Origin of the sequence: Candidatus Pantoea persica (assembly GCF_013753875.1) — a bacterium.
GTDB classification, from domain to species: domain Bacteria; phylum Pseudomonadota; class Gammaproteobacteria; order Enterobacterales; family Enterobacteriaceae; genus Pantoea; species Pantoea persica.
Genome location: NZ_SMDS01000023.1, coordinates 33,118 through 51,557, shown reverse-complemented (window position 1 = coordinate 51,557; position 18,440 = coordinate 33,118). Strand labels below are relative to the sequence as shown.

Annotated in this window: 7 protein-coding genes and 13 pseudogenes; 11 read left to right on the top strand and 9 right to left on the bottom strand. The window is 59.8% G+C overall.

Going from position 1 to position 18,440, the window contains the following annotated elements:
• Positions 1-8: 8 nt before the first annotated feature.
• Positions 9-590 (bottom strand): annotated as a pseudogene (locus tag EIO60_RS15700) (DNA-3-methyladenine glycosylase I).
• A 213-nt stretch (positions 591-803) separates the two neighbouring features.
• On the opposite strand from EIO60_RS15700, the gene EIO60_RS15695 reads away from it, so the two are divergent.
• The 6 genes and pseudogenes from EIO60_RS15695 to EIO60_RS15670 all read left to right on the top strand — a co-directional run bounded on the left by EIO60_RS15695 (position 804) and on the right by EIO60_RS15670 (position 4,818).
• Positions 804-1,184 (top strand): hypothetical protein, encoded by a 381-nt coding sequence (locus EIO60_RS15695; protein WP_258577351.1) that lies wholly within the window; start codon positions 804-806, stop codon positions 1,182-1,184.
• Positions 1,165-1,422 (top strand): hypothetical protein, encoded by a 258-nt coding sequence (locus EIO60_RS15690; RefSeq protein ID WP_258577350.1) that lies wholly within the window; start codon positions 1,165-1,167, stop codon positions 1,420-1,422. The genes EIO60_RS15695 and EIO60_RS15690 overlap by 20 nt, the downstream gene beginning before the upstream one ends.
• 76 nt (positions 1,423-1,498) lie before the next feature.
• Positions 1,499-2,077, top strand: a pseudogene (locus EIO60_RS15685) (hypothetical protein).
• Between the two features lie 186 nt (positions 2,078-2,263).
• Complete coding sequence (dnaT, locus tag EIO60_RS15680; RefSeq protein ID WP_258577349.1) at positions 2,264-2,800, top strand: primosomal protein DnaT; 537 nt, start codon at positions 2,264-2,266, stop codon at positions 2,798-2,800.
• The gene (gene dnaC, locus EIO60_RS15675) at positions 2,800-3,540 is read left to right on the top strand and encodes a replicative helicase loader DnaC (protein WP_258577348.1); all 741 of its coding nucleotides are present in this window, start codon (positions 2,800-2,802) and stop codon (positions 3,538-3,540) included. The genes dnaT and dnaC overlap by 1 nt, the downstream gene beginning before the upstream one ends.
• A 155-nt stretch (positions 3,541-3,695) precedes the next feature.
• A pseudogene (locus EIO60_RS15670) lies at positions 3,696-4,818 on the top strand (ROK family protein).
• A gap of 270 nt (positions 4,819-5,088) precedes the next feature.
• Here EIO60_RS15670 and mqo read toward each other — a convergent pair.
• From mqo to xylF, 7 genes and pseudogenes are all read right to left on the bottom strand, one after another.
• Positions 5,089-6,627: pseudogene (gene mqo / locus EIO60_RS15665) on the bottom strand (malate dehydrogenase (quinone)).
• 435 nt (positions 6,628-7,062) lie between these two features.
• On the bottom strand, positions 7,063-7,386 hold the full coding sequence (locus EIO60_RS17025) for a helix-turn-helix transcriptional regulator (RefSeq protein WP_374058216.1): 324 nt from the start codon (positions 7,384-7,386) through the stop codon (positions 7,063-7,065).
• Positions 7,387-7,473: 87 nt separating this feature from the next.
• Positions 7,474-8,206, bottom strand: a pseudogene (locus EIO60_RS17020) (substrate-binding domain-containing protein); the annotation flags it as partial.
• 84 nt (positions 8,207-8,290) lie between these two features.
• Positions 8,291-8,777 (bottom strand): annotated as a pseudogene (locus EIO60_RS17340) (ABC transporter permease subunit); the annotation flags it as partial.
• A gap of 112 nt (positions 8,778-8,889) precedes the next feature.
• Positions 8,890-9,342 (bottom strand): annotated as a pseudogene (locus tag EIO60_RS17335) (ABC transporter permease subunit); the annotation flags it as partial.
• A gap of 61 nt (positions 9,343-9,403) precedes the next feature.
• A pseudogene (locus tag EIO60_RS15650) lies at positions 9,404-10,846 on the bottom strand (xylose ABC transporter ATP-binding protein).
• Positions 10,847-10,885: 39 nt separating this feature from the next.
• Positions 10,886-11,878: pseudogene (gene xylF / locus EIO60_RS15645) on the bottom strand (D-xylose ABC transporter substrate-binding protein).
• Between the two features lie 347 nt (positions 11,879-12,225).
• Here xylF and xylA point away from each other — a divergent pair.
• From xylA to EIO60_RS15625, 4 genes and pseudogenes are all read left to right on the top strand, one after another.
• Positions 12,226-13,522: pseudogene (gene xylA, locus EIO60_RS15640) on the top strand (xylose isomerase).
• Between the two features lie 18 nt (positions 13,523-13,540).
• Positions 13,541-14,848: pseudogene (xylB, locus tag EIO60_RS15635) on the top strand (xylulokinase); the annotation flags it as partial.
• Between the two features lie 124 nt (positions 14,849-14,972).
• Complete coding sequence (locus tag EIO60_RS15630) at positions 14,973-15,497, top strand: isochorismatase family protein (protein WP_258577347.1); 525 nt, start codon at positions 14,973-14,975, stop codon at positions 15,495-15,497.
• Positions 15,497-16,384 (top strand): annotated as a pseudogene (locus EIO60_RS15625) (helix-turn-helix domain-containing protein). Before EIO60_RS15630 ends, EIO60_RS15625 begins: the two are co-directional and overlap by 1 nt.
• On the opposite strand, the pseudogene EIO60_RS15620 reads toward EIO60_RS15625, so the two are convergent.
• Positions 16,369-17,332, bottom strand: a pseudogene (locus EIO60_RS15620) (acyltransferase). The pseudogenes EIO60_RS15625 and EIO60_RS15620 sit on opposite strands and share 16 nt — an antisense overlap.
• 194 nt (positions 17,333-17,526) lie before the next feature.
• Between EIO60_RS15620 and glyQ the strand changes: the two are divergent.
• The gene (glyQ, locus tag EIO60_RS15615; RefSeq protein ID WP_258577346.1) at positions 17,527-18,438 is read left to right on the top strand and encodes a glycine--tRNA ligase subunit alpha; all 912 of its coding nucleotides are present in this window, start codon (positions 17,527-17,529) and stop codon (positions 18,436-18,438) included.
• Positions 18,439-18,440: the final 2 nt, after the last annotated feature.

Below are 18,440 nucleotides of genomic sequence, written 5' to 3'. Positions count from 1 at the left end.
GGAAACTCCTATTTTTCAGTCTCTGGCTTTAAAAGGTTGTCGGGATGGCAAAAAAAGTTGGTCTGATGGTCGCTGACCAGCCCGCAGGCCTGCATAAAGGAATAGCAAATTGTCGGACCGACGAATTTAAAACCACGTAGTCTGAGCGCCTTCGACAGCGCAAACGCCTGCTCTATGGTGGTGGATGCCGCTTTGTAATCTGCATAGCAATGCACAATGGGCTGGTTATCGACAAAATGCCAGACGAAACGGGCGAAATCCTCGCCCTGCGCCTCCATCGCCAGCAAGGCGCGCGCGTTGCTGATAATGGCGGCCAGCTTGCCGCGATGGCGGATCAGGCCGCTGTCCTGCAGCAGCCGCGCCAGATTCTGCTCATTCATCAGCGCTACCTGCTGCGGATCGAAATCGTGGAAGGTGCGGCGGTAGTTGTCGCGCTTCTTCAGCACCGTGATCCACGACAGCCCCGCCTGCTAGCCCTCAAGACAGATCATCTCAAACAGCGCTCGCTTGTCGGTTTGTGCAATGCCCCAATCCCGATCGTGATAGGCGATATAGAGTGGATCCTGCGTTACCCAGCCGCATCGTTGCATCGTCGACATCCTTATAAAGATAAAATTTCAGCGCTGTGCTTGATCTTACATAGTGTCGGTTAATAGTTATACAGCAGGCGCGGTAAATGGCTGCTTTATTGACGCCTGCATCTCTTCCTCAGCATCGCCTGGAGTGTTTCATGTTGCAAATAAAGTCACTGTCGTCGTCTTCGCGCCGCCGCGTCGGGGCTGGAAAGTGCTTTGCTTTTTTGCGTGGCAACGCCCCTGTTCGCCTGGAGCAATACTACGTTCTCCCCAAAGGAGAGCGGCGCGGGCGCGCGCCCCGATTACAATGCCATCCTTGCGGAGAAGATCGCCCAGGGCGGGCTGGCAGCGGGCAGTGATGAGGCGCGCGCCGATTTTCTTGACGCCGCGCTCAATCCCACGCAGGCGATGATGACGCTGCGCGCCGAGCCTGCACCGGATGGCACGCGCTACCGTGCAGACTGGGCGTTGCTGCTGGGCGCCTCGCTCACCACCGGGCCGGTGGCGCAGTTCGCCGCGGCCGCGGGCCCGCTCAGCTGTCCGGACTGCGTTTTCAGCCGCGACGGCGTCGCCACCCTCGGCTGGCGCATTGATTCCCGCCTGGGCTGAATCGCCCCCCTATGCGCAGTTGGGCTACTGCTACCAGACAGCCGATGGCGCGCATCGCGACGGGCAGGAAAGCTCCAGCGGGCGCGCGCCACGCGAACAGGGCACGCTGGACGTCAGCATCGGCGCCCATCTTCCCTTTAACGATCGGCTGACCGCTTTCGCCGCCTTTTCGCAAAGCGACACCTTCAGTAACGGCGAGCCGCTGATTTATAGCCTGGGTGTGAGCGCCAGTTTTTAACATGGGGCATAAAATGAGAAAGAGCGGGTAGCTGACGTCACATGATGAGCGCACTAATTATTATTTTGATAATAATATGCGCGAACAAGTTTTAATCCTCGGCCGTGAATGCGCGGCTTTTTTATTTGCAACACTATTATTCCTTGTGCTGATGATGTCGGCCGTCTATATCGACGTCAACTGGATGAACGAAGCTATGCATGAAACCTCGCTGACCGAGACGCTGCAGGAGATCATGCTCGCCTCAATGGCGGGTCTGTTTTTCTGGTCGGCGCGTCAACGTCCCGACGCGCTGATGCTGATCGGCGGTTTCTAAAGCTGCATGCTGATCCGCGAGCTGGACTTCGTGTTCGACCTCGTTGAGCACGGCAGCTGGGTATGGTTCGCGCTGGCGAGCGCCCTCGTCTGCCTGGCGCTGCGCGCGCCACGCGCCACGCTCGCCGGGCTGGTCGCCTTCGTCACCGACCGCAGCTGGCTGATGACTGCTTCTGGCCTGCTGGTCTTGCTGGTCTTTTCCCGCCTATTCGGCATGCATCAGCTGTGTCAGCATCTGATGCTGGAGGGCTACAACCGCGTGGTGAAAAACATGGCGGAAGAGGGGACCGAACTGCTGGGCTACAGCCTCTGCTGGCTCGCCTCGGCGCGCTATCTATAGCATACCCGCCCGGCGCGCGTGACCGCCGCCGCAGCGCCGGCCCTCTCGCCGCTGGCGATAAAGCTCGCCTCCTTCTCTTCTTAACGCCCGCTTTTTTGGCGATCCTCCGCGCCAAAAAAGGTACAATACTTACTTATACGCCGGTGTTCTGCCGGCGCAACGTGCTGGTTAACGTCAGGTTTCATCATGTCAGTCAAAATTCTTACCTCTACGCTTATCGGCCTGGAAGCTTTCCGTCAGGATCCGCGCCAGGCGCTGCATCAGGCGGAAAACGGCACGCTGGCGGTCCTAGATAACTATACGCCGGTACTTTACGCCGTGACGCCCGAGCGGCTGGCGCAGCTGCTGGCGCTGGAGGCGGCAGTCCAGCAGTCCAGCGACGTTACGCTGGATGACAGCCTCTATAACGATGCTCCCGCCGTGCCATCCGCGCCAGTCGGCAAGTTCGCCATGTACGCCGGCTGGCAGCCTAACGCCGACTTTCAACGCCAGGCCGCCATCTGGGGCGTGGCGCTGAGCGAGCCGGTGACGCCCGCCGAGCTGGCCGCGTTTATCGCCTACTGGCAGGCGGAAGGCCGCCTGTTCCACCATGTGCAGTGGCAGCAGAAGCTGGCGCGTAGCGTGCAGATGAACCGCGCCGCCAGCGGCGGCCAGCCGAAACGCGACAGCACGCAAATCAGCAATACTGATTACAACATTCCCGATGGGTTCCGAGGTGAGTAATGAAAACGCCGACCGATCTGTTCAGCCGTCTGAAGAAAATGATGCCCGCCAACGTCCAGCCGAAATTCACCAGCGGTGAAGAGTTGCTGGCCTGGAATCAGGAGCAGGGCCGCCTGCGTTCGGAATCTATCGTGCGTGAAAACCGCGCCATGAAGATGCAGCGTGTTATGGGCCGCTCCGGCATCCGTGAGCTGCATATGAACTGCTCGTTCGACAACTATCGCGTTGAGAACGGAGGCCAGCGCCGGGCGCTGGCGATGGCGCGCCAGTATGCGGAGGAGTTTGAGGGCAGTATCGCCAGCTTCGTTTTTTCTGGCCGCCCCGGCACTGGTAAAAACCATCTGGCGGCCGCCATCGGTAACGACCTGATTTTGCGTGGCAAAAGCGTGCTGATCGTCACGGTGGCGGATCTGATGTCCAGTATGAAGGGGACCTTCAGCGGCGGCAGCGATATCACGGAAGAGCGCCTGCTGCAGGATCTCAGCAGCGTCGATCTGCTGGTGATCGATGAAATCGGCATGCAGAGCGAATCGCGCTATGAAAAGGTGATCATCAACCAGATCGTTGACCGCCGCTCTTCCTCTAAGCGTCCGACCGGGATGCTCTCCAACCTTGATCCCGCCGGCATGAATATGCTGCTGGGAGAACGCGTAATGGACCGCATGCGTCTCGGTAACAGCATGTGGGTGCGCTTCGACTGGGAAAGCTACCGCAACCGCGTGCGCGGCGACGAATACTGATGCCGCTGCGCGGCAAGCGAACCGGGCCTGGCCCGGTTTTTTTTCGCCCTTCTTTGCTTAACGGCGACTTGTGTGAAACAGCGCGCAAAAGTGTCAGATAACCGGCGGCGCAGTGCTGTTACACTTAAGATCTTGATGTTCACTAGGTAAGCGCCATGAAAAACATGGGTAAAGGTCCTGCACTCCTCAGACTCAACAACCAGAAGCGCGTGATGACGCAGCTGCGTCGGTTGCGCGTCACCTCCCGTCAAGATTTGGCCCACATATTGTCCCCTCAGCAAAAACACGGTTTCGCTGATTGTGGATGAGCTGCTGGAGCAGAAGCTGGTGCAGGAGCTGGGGCCGGTCAGCGTGGCCGCGGACAGACGGCCGAAGATCGAGATCGCGCTGCGCCCGGAGTAGCTAAAAAGCGCCTGGGTGATGGTGGAGCGCAACGCGATTTACTGGCGCGTTTGCGACTACTTTTCACAGGTGATGGAGGAATAGACGAGACGTATCGATACCGCCAGCCCGGCAACCGTAATGCAGGAGGTAGCAGCGGTGTGCAGCGGACTGGCGGAGAAGCATCCGACGCTGCTGGGTATCGGGCTGGGCTTTCCCGACATCGTCGATCCGCAGCGCGGCTGGATGTATCAATATGTATCAGTCGGTTCACCTTGGCTGGCGCGATGTCGATCTCCTGTCGCCGATTCGGAAAAAAGTCGCGCTGCCGCTGCGCGTCATGAACAACGTCAAGGCGTCTGCGCTGCTGGCGGTGCAGCAGCTTGGGCTGGAAGCGGCGAGCAGCCATTTCTATCTGTGCATCGCGGACGGCGTGGGCGGCGCGCTGGGGCAGCAGGGCCAGGTAGTGATCGGCAATAGCTGGACCGCGGGGGTGAAGCGGGGCACATTATCGTGCAGCCGGATGGCCCGCGCTGTCACTGCGGACGGCAGGGCTGCATCGAGACGTTGATCAGCATGCCGGCGGTGCAGCAGCAGCTGGCGCAGCGTCGTCCCGGTTTAAGCTGGCAGACGAGTGACGAGGCGCCGCCGGTGGTGGATGAGGTGATGCGGCAGGCGGGTGGCCTGCTTGCGAAGGCGATAGGCCAGATTATCCTGCTGCTCAATCCCGCCAGCCTGATCGTCGACGCGCCCTGGAATCTGCACCCCTTGTTCTGTGAAACGGTGCGTAAACGCGTCGAATCCGGCACGCCGAGCTATACCTTCCAACATACTCCGCTGTATTTTTTACAGACGCGCCTCGATCCGGCCGTGAGGCTGTCGCTAGGCGTGATCTAACAGTTTGAAAAGCGTCAGGAGTAACAGGCGAGGGAGAGATGCAGCGGTCGCGTAGCCTAACAGGCGAATAAGGCAGAGCGTAGCGTAAAGCGGGACGCGACTGGGAAAGCGCCAGCGCGATCGGACAATGCGCTGGCCCTGAAACGAACGCACCTCCGGGCGGAGGTGCGTATCAGAGCTGATGGGGATGACGAACAGCGCGCGTGCGCTGCGTCCTCTGTACCCGCCGTTAACCGACAGGTTCAGGCAGGGCTGCCCTGGCCGTTGCGGTTACTGCGCGACGGCCACCGGCGTCGCAGCTTGGTCGTCGTTCGCTTCCGGGGTCAGCGGCGTATAGTCGAGCTGTAGCACGCGGCTGGTTTCCGACAGCTCTTTCTCCGTCGCCGCCACGTTGCCGTTCAGCTTCTAGCCATAGGAGGGGATCATCTCCTTCAACTTGCTCTGCCAGGCGTCGTACGCAACCTTCTCTTTAAAGACCTTTTCCATCAGCGTCAGCATGATGGGCGCAGGGTTGACGCGCCAGGCGAGGCGCCCAGCAGCGCGGAGATAGAGCCATCTTTCGACGCCACAACTTCGGTACCTAGGCGCAGCACGCCGCCTTTCTCCGCATCTTTCTTGATGATCTGCACGCGCTAACCAGCAATTGCCATACGCTAGTCCTCTTTCTTCGCTTCCGGGAAGTACTCTTTCAGCACGGCAAAGCGGTCATCGTCTGATAGTATCAGCTGGCCGATCAGGTATTTCACCAAGTCGAAGTTATCCAGACCAACATGCACCATCGGCATAAAGTTGGAGGTGGTCGTCGCGGCGAACATATCCCATAGCGAACCACTCTTCAGGTACTTGGTGGAGAAGGTAGCGAAAGTTCCGAACAGCAGCACCTGCTTGCCGTCCAGCGTGCGGGTATCCAGATGCGGCACCGACATCGGCGGTGCGCCGACCGAGGCTTCACCATATATCTTCGCCAGATGACGCTTCACCACGTCCGGGTTTTCCGTGACGAGGAACTCGCCGTCCACCGGGAAGCCTGCGTAGTTGTCCTCTTCCGGGATGCCTGACTTCTGCAGCAGCAGCAGCAGCAGCAGCAGCAGCAGCAGCAGCAGCGCCGCGCCGCCGGCGCCGATAAACACGAACTTCGCGTGCACCAAGTGCTCGGCGTTGTTGTTGTGCAGATCGGCGATGGTCACGTTCCAGCCGCCACCGTCGGCGCGCTTGATGTCGCGCACTTCATGGCCAGTCTCCAGCGAGAAGCGATTGCTTTTTTGCAGCGAGGCTACCAGCTGACGGGTGATTTCGCCGAAATTAACGTCGGTGCCGATCGGAATGCGCGTGGCCGCCACTTTCTGTTTAGGATCGCGCCCTTCCATCACCAGCGGGATCCACTTCTCGATCTGCGCATTTTCTTTGAATATTCCATGCCGCGGAACAGCGTGCTCTGCTGTAGCGCTTGTGCAGGAAATTCACGTTGTCGTCGCCCCAGACAAAGCTCATGTGCGGCGTGCTGTTAATAAAGCTTTTCGGATTGGTCAATACGCCGAGCTGAACATGATAGGAGCAGAACTAACGGGAAATCTGGAAAGATTCGTTAATTTCTACTGCCTTGCTGATGTCGATGCTGCCGTCATCTTTTTCCGGCGTGTAGTTCATTTCCGCCAGCGCAGAGTGGCCGGTGCCGGCATTATTCCAGCCATTAGAGCTCTCTTCCGCGACTTTATCGAGACGCTCGACCATCTCAATATTCCACTGCGGCTCAAGCTCCTGCAAATAGGTTCCCAGGGTGGCACTCATTACACCGCCGCCAATCAGCATGACGTCGACATTTTTCTGCTCATCGGCCCAGGCCGAGTGTTGCGCCGCTAGTTAAAGGGGCGCAGAGAGCCAGAAGTTGTGCAATTTTACGCATGAAAAACATCTTCAACCGCTATTCGTGATAACCGGCAAGTGATATCGCGCGCCTTCTGCGGAGGCGCTGCGATCTCCATTTAAATTCAGCTCACATCTGGTGCGAAGCAGCTGCTTGTTAAACAGCAGTTAAAAGCGCGACGGAATATAACATTCAATACACATGCATTAAAAAGAATTACAAATATTGTAACTTTTGAAAGCAGCAAGAGCGCAGAGGTCAAATAAAAGGCGGGGCCTGGGCGGCGACGTTATTTTTCGCGTCGTTTCCCTGCGGCTGAGCGGATTAACCGCAGGGAAGGAAAAATAGTCACTGGCATTAACGCGGCGCGCAGAGCCGGTTTATTGCATCATGCCCGCGCCGTGGTGCTGGCGATACTCTTTCGGCGTGGTGGCGTAGCGTTTTTTAAACACCGAGTAGAAATATTGCAGCGAGGGATAGTCGCACATCTGCGAAATTTCATTGATATTGAGCGAGGAAGAGGCCAGCAGCTCACGCGCTTTATCCAGCTTCTCGCGGTGGATCATGGTGTGAATGGTGTCGCCGGTTTCGTCGCGGAAACGTTTCTCCAGGTTAGAGCGCGACATGCCGATGGCGTCGAGCACCTGCTCCACCTTGATGCCTTTACAGGCGTTGAAGCGGATATAGTGCATCGCCTGAATCACGCCGGGATCGCGCAGCGAGCGGAGGTCGGTTGAGCGTCGGGCGATGACCTTTACCGACGGCACCAGAATACGCTGCAGCGGCTGCTTGTCCAGCAGGTGGTGCAGCACCCGGGCGGCCTGATAGCCCATCTGTCGGGTGCCCTGCGCCACCGAGGAGAGCGCCACGCGCGACAGATAGCGCGTCAGCTCCTCGTTGTCGATACCGATCACGCTCAGCTTCTCCGGCACCGGGATCTTGAGATGCTCGCAGGCCTGCAGCAGGTGGCGCGCGCGCGTCGGTGACGGCGATAATGCCGGTTTGCTGCGGCAGGGTTTGCAGCCAGTCGGCCAGCGCGGTTTCCATGCCCTGATAGATAACGCCCTGATAGCGTTCGCGCTGCACCAGCTGGCGGAAGGCATACTCGCGCTCCTGCGCCCAGCGCTTGCCGTTAGAGGCGGGCAGGCCGTAAAAGGCGAAGTGGTGCAGCCCTTTCTCCTTCAGATGCAGAAAGGCGCTCTCCACCAGTGCCGCGTTATCGGTGGCGATATAGTGCACCGGCGGATAGTCTTGCTGGCGTTGGTAGGAGCCGCCGATGCAGACAATCGGCACGTTGACGTTCGCCAGCAGCTGGGCGATAGAGCTGTCGTCGTAGTCGGCGATCACGCCGTCGCCCAGCCACTCCCCGATATTTTCAATGCGGCAGCGAAAGTCCTCTTCGATAAAGATATCCTAGTCGCTCTGCGACGCCTGCAGATATTCGCCGACACCCTCAACGACCAGACGGTCATACACTTTGTTGGCATTGAACAGCAACGTAATGCGATAGCGTTTTTCATGCATAGTGGCGCGAATCTCAGCGCAATGCATAGCATGGCTGAATGAACAGCAGAAATTGTTTGCGCCACGTTGTGATCGCCGACGCGATTACACCCGGCGGCGTGTAGCGGTATCCATCCACACCGCCAGCAGCAAGATGGCGCCTTTGACGATGTACTGCCAGAAAGTCGGCACGTCCATCATGCTCATGCCGTTATCTGGCGAGGCCATGAATGAAGGCGCCCATCACCGCGCCCGCCACCGAGACGCCGCCGCCCGCCAGGCTGGTGCCGCCGATCATGCAGGCGGCAATCGCATCCAGTTCGGCGAGATTGCCCGCCGATGGCGAACCCGCGCCGAGGCGCGAGCTGAGGATCATCCCAGCGATCGCCACCATCACGCTGTTAATGGCGAATACCGCCAGCTTGGTGCGCGCCACGTTAATGCCCGACAGCCGCGCGGCGTCCAGGTTGCCACCGATGGCGTAGATGCGGCGGCAAAAGGCGGTGCGCGTCGCCATAAACATGCCGCCCAGCAGCAGCAGCACCGGCGTCGGCACGCAGCGGTAGTCGTTCAGCAGCCAGATGGCGCCTGGCGAGCCAGCGTGCCACCGGCGGCGGGCTGCGTCAGCCAGAGCTGCTGGCGACGCAGTCGCAGCCGCCACTGCCACTGCCACTGCCACTGCCACTGCCACTGCCACTGCCACAGCCACAGCATAAACAGCGCCAGCCCGGCGATGCCGAAGCCGACGCCGTCGGAGATATAGCTCTGCCCGATTTGCGACATGGCGGGCGTGGTCGGCGCCACCGCGGTGCTGTTGGTCATGCCCACCAGAATGCCGCGAAACGCCAGCATCCCGGCTAGGGTAACAATAAAAGGAGGGGACTTTGCGGTAGGCGACCCACCAGCCGTTCCAGGTGCCCAGCAGCAGCCCCATAACCAGCGTCACCGCTATCGTCAGCCGAGCCAGACGTCGAAGATAGCCGCCGCGCCGCCCAGCAGCCCCATCATCGAGCCGACGGAGAGATCGATCTCCGCCGATATAATTACGAACACTATGCCGACCGCCAGAATGCCGGTAATTAGGCGCCGTCGGTGGTCCAGGTAAAGAACAGAGCGATCGCTAGGATTGCGCCCAGCATCACTAGCACCTGCAGGTTAGGCAGCGAGAACTTGCCTGGCGACGGCGCACCCGGCAGCGCGCCCTGACGACTTTCGATTTTAAGCATAATGTTCACTCCGCAGGGCCGCTTCCATAACTTGCTCCTGAGTCTGGTTGTTATTAACCAGATCCGCCCTCCATGCATAACCAGAATGCGGTCGCTCAGGCCCAGCACTTCCGGGAGTTCAGACGAGATAACGATCACCGCGATCCCCTGCTGCACCAGGCTCTCGATCAGCAGATAGATCTCTTGGCGCGCGCCGGCTCGTCGAGGATCAAAATGCGTGGATTGAGAAGCAGACATTTGGCGAGGATCGCCTTCTGCTGATTGCCGCCGCTCAGGCGGCCGATCGCCAGCTCCGGCGAAGAGGTCTTTACCCGCAGCCGCACGATTGAGGCATTGATGGTCTGCTGCTCACACGTCTCGTCCAGCGGCGCGAAGCGGTGGCTGAACTGATCCAGTGCCGCGATGCCATCTTTTTACGATCTTCCGGCACCATGGCGATACCGTGGGCAATCGCCTGCTGGCAGTCGCGAATCTGCACCTGCTTGTCGTCGATCCAGATCTCGCCCTGCCAGCGCCCCGGCCAGACGCCAAACAGGCACTAGGCGGTTTCGGTGCGACCAGTGCCCACCAGCCCGGCGATGCCGAGGATCTCGCCGCGCTTCAGGCTAAAGGAGACGTCGTTGACGAGGCGCACGTAGTGGTTAACCGGATGCCAGGCGGTAAGGTGCTCTACCCGCAGTATCGTCTTGCCGACGGTGTGCTGCTGATGGGGATAGAGCGCCGTCAGCTCGCGCCCGACCATCATGGTGATGATATCCTACTCGCTTAGCCCGGCGGCCGGGCGCGTGGCGATATGCTAGCCGTCGCGGATCACGCAGATGGTGTCGGAGATGGCTTTGACCTCGTTTAGCTTGTGCGAGATATAGATACAGGCGATGCCGTGCTCGCGCAGATTCTGAATAATCTCCAGCAGCACCACGGTTTCGCGCTCGGTCAGGGAAAAGGTCGGCTCATCGAGGATCAGTAGCCGCACCTGCTTGTTCAGCGCGCGGGCGATCTCCACCAGCTGCTGCTGGCCCAGACCCAGTTCGCCCACTCTGGCGTGCGGCGAGACGTCGAGGCTGACGCGCGCCAGCAGCTGCTAGCAGCGCAGTGTCATGGTTTCATCGTCCACGATGCCGAAGCGACCCAGCTCCTCGCCGAGAAAGATGTTCTCCATTACCGTCAGCTGCCGCACCAGCGCCAGCTCCTGATGAATAATCACAATGCCTTTGCGTTCCGTATCACGAATGGTCTGCGCCTGAATCTCGTCGCCGGCGAAATGAATACTTCCCTCATATTCGCCGTGCGGATAAAGCCCGCACAGGATCTTCATCAGCGTCGATTTCCCCGAGCCGTTTTCGCCGCACAGCGACAGCACTTCGCCGCTCTCCAGCCGCAGGCTGACGTTATCCAGCACCTTTACCGCGCCGAAGCGCTTGGTGATATGATTCATTTCAGCAGCATTGACCTCTCCTCCTCACGGCAGCCGCGTTCAGAGCTCGCTCTGTTTATGGAAACCGTCTTTCACCAAGGTGCTCTCGATATTCTCTTTATTGACCTGAATCGGCGTCAGCAGGCGCGAGAGCACCTCTTTCAGGCCGTTGTTCAGCTTGCCGTTGCCGGCAGGCGCTTTATCGTTGCCCAGCTCAATGGCGATGTTGGCCGCCTCGGTGGTGAGCTGGGTAATCGGCTTATAGACGGTCATGGTCTGCGTGTCATTGATGATGCGCTTAATAGCGGCGAGATCGGCGTCCTGGCCGGAGATGGCGACTTTGCCCGCCAGCCCCTGCGCGCTCAGCGCCTAGATGACGCTGCCGGCGGTGGCGTCGTTGGAGGCGAAGACCGAGTCGATATGGTTGCCGTTGGCGGTCAGGGCGTTCTCCATGATTTTCAGCGCGTTTCCCGCCAGCTAGGCATCAACCCACAGATCGCCGACCACCTTGATGCTGCCCTTGTAGATATAGGGTTTTAACACCTTCATCTGGCCTTCGCGGAACAGGCGGGCGTTATTATCCACCGGCGATCCGCCCATCAGAAAATAGTTGCCCTTCGGCACCTGCTTAACAATACTTTCCGCCTGCAGTTCGCCTACTTTTTCATTATCGAAAGAGATATAAAAATCGATATCCGCGTTATTAATCATGCGGTCATAGGCGAGCACTTTAATGCCTTCGCGTTTAGCTTCGGCGACCACGTTACTTAATACCTGGCCGTAATAGGGAATGATTACCAGTACGTTGACGCCGCAGTTGATCATATTTTCAATCTGCGACATCTGCGTCTCTTCATTGCCGTTGGCCGACTGTACGAACACTTTCGCACCCTGCGATCCCGCCTGCTTAACGAAAATGTCGCGATCCTTCTGCCGGCGCTCTAGGCGCAGGTCGTCGATCGCCATGCCGATTTTCACTTCTTTCGCCATACCGGTATGAGAGAACAGCGCCAGCGCGGCGCAGGCAGCTAACAGCGTGAGTTTTATTTTCATCGTTTTCATCCTGTAGGTAGAGGCTATCGTGGTTATCGCAGTAGACTCGGCGGATGAATTGTTGACCTGGCTTTAGGACAACATCAATTACTGATTTTTATCCGGCGATTACGTTTTTTGTTTTATTTGCGTTTTATGAATGCGATCGAGATTTAACTCTTTTCAGAGTGCTGTAAGCCTGTTTTCGGAGGCGCTTCGCAAAGACGATTAATATTTTTCGAGCGGCTACACAAAAAATAATTCTCTTAACCAGGGTGTGAAATATTGTAATTGAGCAGGCGAAAAATCCGCACGCAATATAAAGGCTCACTGCTGTCTGTTTGGGTTTTCACGCTGAGGAGCGAAACATGCACGCCTGTTTCGACCAGATCGAACGCGTTCGTTTTGAAGGGGTAAAGAGCATCAATCCACTGGCCTTTCGTCACTACAATCCTGACGAGGTGCTCCTCGGCAAAACCATGGCGCAACATCTGCGCTTCGCCGCCTGCTATTGGCATACGTTCTGCTGGAGCGGCGCGGATATGTTCGGCGTCAGTGCCTTCGATCGTCCGTGGCAAAAGAGCGGCGACGCTCAAGGCGGACATGGCGTTTGAGTTCTTCCACAAGCTGAACGTGCCCTATTACTGCTTCCACGACGTCGACATGGCGCCGGAAGGGGACTCACTGCGAAGCTATCAGCAAAACCTCTCGGTGATGACCGACAAGCTGCTGGAAAAGCAGCAGGAGAACGGCGTGAAGCTGCTGTGGGGCACCGCCAACTACTTCCCCCATCCGCGCTACGGCGCCGGCGCGGCGACCAGCCCCGATCCGGAGATTTTCGCCTGGGCGGCCAGCCAGGTGTGCAGCGCCATGCAGGCGACGCAGACGCTCGGCGGCAAGAATTATGTACTGTGGAGTGGGCGCGAAGGCTATGAAACCCTGCTGAATACCGATCTGCGCCAGGAGCGGGAATAGATTGGCCGCTTTATGCAGATGGTGGTGGAGCACAAGCATAAAATCGGCTCACAGGGTACGCTGCTGATTGAGCCGAAGTCGCAGGAGCCGACCAAACATCAGTATTATTACGATGTGGCGACGGTCTACGGCTTCCTGAAGCAGTTCGGGCTGGAGAAAGAGATCAAGGTCAATGTCGAGGCGAACCACGCCACGCTGGCGGACCACTCGTTCCACCATGAGATTGCTACCGCCATCGCGCTCGGCATTTTCGGCTCGGTGGACGCCAACCGCGGCGACAGCCAGTGCTGCTGGGATACCGATCAGTTCCCCGTCAGCGCCGAAGAGAACGCGCTGGTGCTGTATGAGATTATCAAGGCGGGCGGCTTCACCACCGGCGGCCTCAACTTTGACGCCAAGGTGCGTCGCCAGAGCACCGACAAGTACGATCTCTTTTACGGCCACATCGGCGCGATGGATACCCTGGCGCTGAAGGTGGCGGCGCGCATGGTGGAAGAGGGCGAGCTGGACCGGCGCGTGGTGCAGCGCTACAGCGGCTGGAATGGTGAGTTCGGCCAGCAAATCCTCAACGGAGGATTTTCACTCTCCTCGCTGGCGGCGTATGCTCAGCAGCAGTTCAATCCGCAGCACCGCAGCGGCCGCCAGGAGCAGCTGGAAAATCTGGTGAACCACTATCTTTATGATTTCTGAGACAATCGGGAGCAAGGCATGTATATCGGGATCGATTTAGGCACCTCCGGCGTCAAGGTCGCGCTGCTGGATGCGCAGGGCGAGGTAGCGGCGGTGACGAGCGCGCCGCTGCAGGTATCGCGCCCGCGTGCGCGCTGGAGCGAGCAGGACCCTGAAAGCTGGTGGCGAGCGACCGACCAGGCGATGCAGGCGCTGGCGCAGCAGCCGCCGCTGGGCGAGGTGAAAGCCATCGGCCTGAGCGGCCAGATGCACGGCGCGACGCTGCTGGACGGCGCCCATCGCGTTCTGCGGCTGGCCATCCTGTAGAATGACGGACGCAGCTACGAACAGTGCCGCGAGCTGGAGCGGCGCGTGCCCGACGCGCGCCAGATTACCGGCAACCTGATTATGCCCGGCTTTACCGCGCCCAAGCTGCTGTGGGTGCAGCAGCACGAGCCGGCAATTTTTCGCTAGGTGGCGAAAGTGCTGCTGCCGAAAGATTGCCTGCGCTGGCGGCTGAGCGGCGACTTCGCCAGCGATATGTCCGACGCAGCCGGCACCCTGTGGCTCGACGTGGCGTGGCGCGACTGGAGCGACACTATGCTCGCCGCCTGCCGCGCGCGCAGATGCCGCAGCTGTTCGAGGGCGACGCCGTGACCGGCGCGCTGTCGCCTGACATCGCGGCGCGCTGGGGCATGCCGCCGGTGCCGCTGGTGTAGGGCGGCGGTGAACACTGCGGGCGCGGCGGGGGCCGGCATGACCGAGCCGGGCCGGGGGATGCTGTCGCTCGGCACCTCGGGCGTCTACTTTGTTGTCAGCGACGGCTACCTCAGCAAACCGCAGCGCGCGCTGCACAGCTTCTGCCATGCGCTGCCGCAGCGCTGGCATCTGATGTCGGTGATCCTCAGCGCAGCCTCCTGTCTCGACTGGGCCGCCGAGCTGACCGGCTGCGCGGACGTGCCGCAGCTACTGGCGGAGGCGGAGCGCGCCGACGAGCAGGCGCCGCCGCTGTGGTTTCTGCCCTGTCTCTCCGGCGAGCGCACGCCGCACAATAACCCGCGGGCGAGCGGCGTTTTCTTCGGCCTGACGCATCAGCACCGGCGCCCCAAGCTGGCACGGGCGGTGTTGGAGGGCATCGGCTACGCGCTGGTGCAGGGCATGGATGCGGTGCATGAGTGCGGCGTTACCCTGTCCAGCGTGATGCTGATCGGCGGCGGCGCTCGCAGCGCGCTGTGGCGGCAGATGCTGGCCGATATCAGCGACCAGATGCTCGACTACTGCCGGGGCGGCGAAGTCGGTCCGGCGCTATCAACCGCTGCGCGAGGCCTTCGCCCGGCTCTTTACCCAGCTGGCGCCGCTGATGCAGTAAAGCTGTCCCGCCCTGTCACTCTCTTGTCCCGTTCTGGCCTTCTGTCAAAGCCTCAGGCCCCGTCATTATGGGCCTGAACTTACCTTATCAGGAGACATAATAATGGCACAGGCGGCCCTGTTAGTGATTGACGTTCAGCAGTCCTTTCTGCACCGCGATTTCTGGCGTGAGACAGATTTTCCCGCCTTCCAGCGCAGCATCAGCGCGCTGATCGAAGGCTGCGAGGGCAAGGGCATTCCGGTAGTGGATGTGTTTCACGTTGCGCCGCAGGGGCCTTTCTCACTGGCGTCCGGCTGGGTTAAGCGGATAGATTTTTTGCAGCATCAGGCGACCTTCAGCGTACAGAAACGGGTGCACAACGCCCTGACCGAATCGGGCCAGCTGCCCTGGCTGCAGGCGCGCGAGATCGATACGCTGATTATCAGCGGAATCCGCACCGAACAGTGCTGCGAAACCACCGCAAGCGTGGCGTCCGATCTCGGTTTTAAGGTACTGTTTGTCAGCGAAGCGACGCGGATCTTCCCGATGACGCACGACGGCATTACCCTCAGCTGTGCAGAGCTGATTCACCGCACCGAAACCGTGCTGGTTAACCGGTTTGCCGAGCTGTTGAGCGTGGAGGCGTGATGGCGCTGGATCTGACCGGCCCAGCGGAAGCGCTGGTGGCTGGCTGGCGATCGCTTCGCGCTGCGTTATATCGGCCTGCAGGCGTCGTTGATGAGCTCAACGCAGATGACTAACGCCGACATTGCGCCGCTGCCGGCGAGCCTGCTGCTCGGCAGCCTGCTGGTGGTGCCGGGCGTATGCGACTCCGCCGTCTGGTTCAGCACCCCGCAAGCGGAGCTGGCTGACCGGGCTGCAGCCGCAGCTGCATACGCGGCAGCTGACCCTGATCTGCGTCTGCTCCGACGCTCTGCTGGCGGCGCAGGCGGGCTTGCTCAACGGCGTCCAGTGCACCCCCCATCACCACGTGCTGTCGCGCCTGAAGGCGGCCGCGCCCGCCGCGCTGGTAAAAGCGAACCGCGTGTTTGTCGATGACGATAATATCTGGACCAGCGCCGGCATTACCGCCGGCATCGATCTTTCGCTGCACCTGATCGGTCGGCTGTGCGGCGCGCAGACGGCGCTGGAGGTGGCGCGCGAAATGGTGGTATGGTTCCGCCGCTCCGGCGACGATCCGCAGCTGTCGCCTTGGCTGCGCTATCGCAACCATCTTCATCCGGCGATCCATCGCGTGCAGGACGCGATGATCGCCCATCCCAAACGCAGCTGGCCGCTCGCCGATCTCGCTCGCCGCGCACGCGCACGTCAGCGGCCGTCATCTGGCGCGCCTGTTTCGACAGCACCTGGGAATCAGCGTGCGCGAATATCATGAGCAGCTGCGGCTGGGCATCGCCCGACAGCGTGAGCAGCAGGGCGAAGGGGCGGAAAAGGCCGCGCTGGCGGCGGGCTTCTCCTCGGCGCGGCAGCTGCGCCGCGCGCGCGATCGCTGGCGCGATCAGCTGACCCAGTGATGTTTATCGAGGCGTCTGAGGGCCATCGCCAGCAGCAGGCTGCCCGCCAGCGTCGCGCCAAATATCTAGGGCAGATCGAGTAGCGGCTGTGACATATCGTCATAGTGGCGCGTGCGCAGGAAGTGAATAAACAGCGCGTGGAAGCCGTAGATCGGCTGCGAATAGCGGGCTAGCGTGCCGAGCACCGGTAGCGTCCGCCGGTTCAAAGTGTTTTTAAACAGCACCAGCAGGCTTATGGCGGCGATAAACACCAGCGGGCCGCAGTATAGATACCAGCGGTCGTTGAACGCGCTGTTAACGATCAGCGCCTGCCTGGTGCCGAGCGTAATGCCCACTACGCAGGCGGCGAATAGCCCCGCCGCCAGCGGTATCCATAGTGCCGATGGCGCGACCCAGCAGGGCGTAAAGCAGATAGTAGATGCTGTCGCCGCTGACATAGAGATTCACCGGCAGCCAGTGAAACGGCCCGACCGCCTGATCCACCGTATTCGGATTCGCCAGCACCGCCAGCACCAGCAGTGCCAAGTAGTGCGCCTGCACCTGCTTGACCTGGATCAGCGGCGACAGCAGGTAGATGCCGATCAGCGCGAAGAAAAACCATAATAGAAGACCGGTTTTTGCAGCATTTTCAGCAGCGATCGCTCTTCGCTGATGGGCGTCAGCCAGGTGATATAGGCCAGCGCCACCGCGCTGTAGAACAGCAGGCATAGCACCAGACGCGCCAGATGGCTCGGCTGCGCGCTGCGCTCGCCGAAGAACAGGTAGCCGGAAATCATAAAAAACAGCGGCACGCAGACGCGCGACGCCAAATTAAGCAGGTTGGCGATATCCCACCAGTGCCCGGTCACCACCATCGGCCCGGTGATATACCAGGTAGTGGTATGAATTACGATCACCATCAGACAGGAGACCGCGCGTAAATTGTATCCAGCAAATCTTTTGCGCCATCTGGCCCTCACGCGCATCACGTTGGTGCGAAGAAGGGGAGTCAGTCGCGATGCGAGCAACAACCTCTGTCAGCACGATTTGGAGCCGTCTGCACTACAGTGACGCCCCACAGAATTTCCGGCTGCATATTGCGCGGTCAAAGAGTATACTGGCGAACTATTTTTTCATCCACCCGACTCGCGTGCGAAATCATCATGCAAAAGTTTGATACCAAAACCTTTCAGGGCCTGATCCTGACATTGCAGGATTACTGGGCGCGTCATGGCTGCACCATCGTTCAGCCGCTAGACATGGAAGTGGGCGCTGGTACTTCACACCCTATGACCTGTCTACGCGCACTCGGACCTGAGCCGATTGCCGCAGCCTATGTACAGCCTTCGCGCCGTCCGACCGACGGCCGCTACGGCGAAAACCCGAACCGCTTACAGCACTACTACCAGTTCCAGGTGATCATCAAGCCGTCGCCGGACAATATTCAGGAGCTGTATCTCGGATCTCTGAAGGCGCTGGGTATCGATCCCACCGTGCATGACATTCGCTTCGTTGAAGATAACTGGGAAAACCCGACGCTGGGCGCGTGGGGCCTCGGCTGGGAAGTGTGGCTCAACGGCATGGAAGTGACGCAGTTCACCTACTTCCAGCAGGTGGGCTGCCTGGAGTGCAAGCCGGTCACCGGCGAGATCACCTACGGCCTTGAGCGTCTGGCGATGTATATCCAGAGCGTCGACAGTGTCTACGATCTAGTCTGGAGCGACGGCCCGCTGGGTAAAACCACCTACGGCGACGTGTTCCACCAGAACGAAGTCGAGCAGTCTACCTACAACTTCGAATACGCCGACGTTGATTTCCTCTTCACCTGCTTCGAGCAGTATGAAAAAGAGGCGCAGAAGCTGCTGGCGTTGGAAAAACCGCTGCCGCTGCCTGCCTATGAGCGCATCCTTAAAGCCGCGCACAGCTTCAACCTGCTGGACGCGCGCAAGGTGATCTCCGTGACCGAGCGCCAGCGCTATATCTTGCGCATCCGCACCCTGACCAAAGCCGTGGCTGAAGCCTACTACGCCTCTCGCGAGGCGCTGGGCTTCCCGATGTGCAATAGCAACAAGTAAGA

Coding starts and splice junctions, on each gene's coding strand:
- dnaT (WP_258577349.1), top strand. CDS start 2,264: ATGTCAGTCAAAATTCTTACCTCTACGCTTATCGGCCTGGAAGCTTTC.
- dnaC (WP_258577348.1), top strand. CDS start 2,800: ATGAAAACGCCGACCGATCTGTTCAGCCGTCTGAAGAAAATGATGCCC.
- EIO60_RS15630 (WP_258577347.1), top strand. CDS start 14,973: ATGGCACAGGCGGCCCTGTTAGTGATTGACGTTCAGCAGTCCTTTCTG.
- glyQ (WP_258577346.1), top strand. CDS start 17,527: ATGCAAAAGTTTGATACCAAAACCTTTCAGGGCCTGATCCTGACATTG.